Origin of the sequence: Anoxybacillus ayderensis, assembly GCF_000833605.1 — a bacterium.
GTDB lineage: Bacteria > Bacillota > Bacilli > Bacillales > Anoxybacillaceae > Anoxybacillus > Anoxybacillus ayderensis.
The window spans coordinates 1-1,398 of sequence record NZ_JXTG01000049.1 but is presented as its reverse complement, the minus strand read 5'-3'; the positions used below and the strand labels follow the sequence as shown (position 1 = coordinate 1,398).

The window sequence follows — 1,398 nt, the reverse complement described above, 5'->3', positions numbered from 1 at the left end:
GTCGCATTAAAATAATTTAACACCTTTAAATAAACCGAATTTTCTGAAATATAATCCAAACACAAAAAAATCCTTTATAATGGTTGGGTGGTAGTAAACCATCCAAATCCAATACAAAGGACAAAACCATGGATAAGTTTACACGAAAAACATCATTTGAACAATGGTTTTCACCGATTAATCGTCCATTATTTGATGACCTAGTGAAAACACATCAATTAAATCACTATACCAAGAAACTTTATATGGCTTCATTTATGAAACTGCTTTTGTATGCCCAACTCCATGAAACCGAGAGTTTACGGGCGTTGAGTGACGCTGTCTTTTTAGAAGAATTACAACGAGCAACGGGATTGGAATCGATTAGTTTTTCACAGTTAGGGAGACGAATCAATACCATCCCAACTGAGTTCTTTCAAACGATTTTTCTCGATTTAGTGGCACAAATTCATCGGAAAACCAATTTCCAAACAAGAAGAAAAGTGACAACGCCTTTGAAAATCATTGATTCGAGTACATTACCGCTTAATTTGACCAATCATAAGTGGGCAGAGTTTCGAAAAACAAAATCAGGAGTAAAGCTTCACTTACGACTTGTTTTTATGGAAAAAGGACTCTCCTATCCAGATAAAGCCGTACTCACGAATGCCAACGAACATGATCGTGGTCAACTAGAAGTATTCGTGGATGACAAAGAATGCATGTACGTGTTTGATCGTGGTTACTTGGATTATAGGCGCTTTGATCAAATGATGGAAGATGGCTATTTCTTTGTGACTCGTTTGCGTAAAAACGCTGTTGTCCGAGTGTTAGAATCCTTTTCGTTACCAGAAGATTCACCCGTATTCTCTGATGAAATGGTTGTCATTGGAACACCACAAAATCGTTCTGAAAACGTGTTTCGCTTACTCAAATTGCAAGATACAAAAGGAAATGAGCTTCATTTACTGACAAATCGGTTTGACATTGACGCAGATGAAATTGCAGAAATCTACCAATCACGTTGGGCAATCGAACTTTTTTTCAAATGGATGAAACAACATCTGAACATTAAAAAGTTTTTTGGTCACAGTGAACAAGCTGTACATAATCAAGTGTACGTAGCCATGATAGTGTACTGTCTGAATGTTTTAGCTCAGTTGAACACGAATAGCGAACGCAGTTACTTACAAATTAGTCGCTATTTGAAGGCTTCTTTGTGGAAATCCGCTCACATTTGGTTACGAAAAATCGAAGGAAAGAGCGTCCCATAAAGGTTTGCCAGTCGTTGTTGCACAAGTCATAGGTTATAGTAAAAAAATGGATGTCTACTACCCTCGCTTAGGTGTTTTCGTTTTTTCTCTAAAGTCCAGAAAAAATAAAACTGAAAATTCAGACATCATTTATGCGACGGTAGTG

Annotated in this window: 1 protein-coding gene; it reads left to right on the top strand. The window is 37.1% G+C overall.

Annotated elements, in window-relative coordinates; genetic code table 11:
- Window positions 1-128 precede the first annotated feature (128 nt).
- A complete protein-coding gene (locus JV16_RS14760) occupies window positions 129-1,253 on the top strand; it encodes an IS4 family transposase (protein ID WP_042536456.1) in 1,125 nt (374 codons plus the stop codon).
- The last annotated feature ends 145 nt before the right edge of the window (window positions 1,254-1,398 follow it).

What these genes read in the sequence shown, in the direction of transcription:
- JV16_RS14760 (WP_042536456.1), top strand. Translation starts at nt 129, where the DNA reads ATGGATAAGTTTACACGAAAAACATCATTTGAACAATGGTTTTCACCG.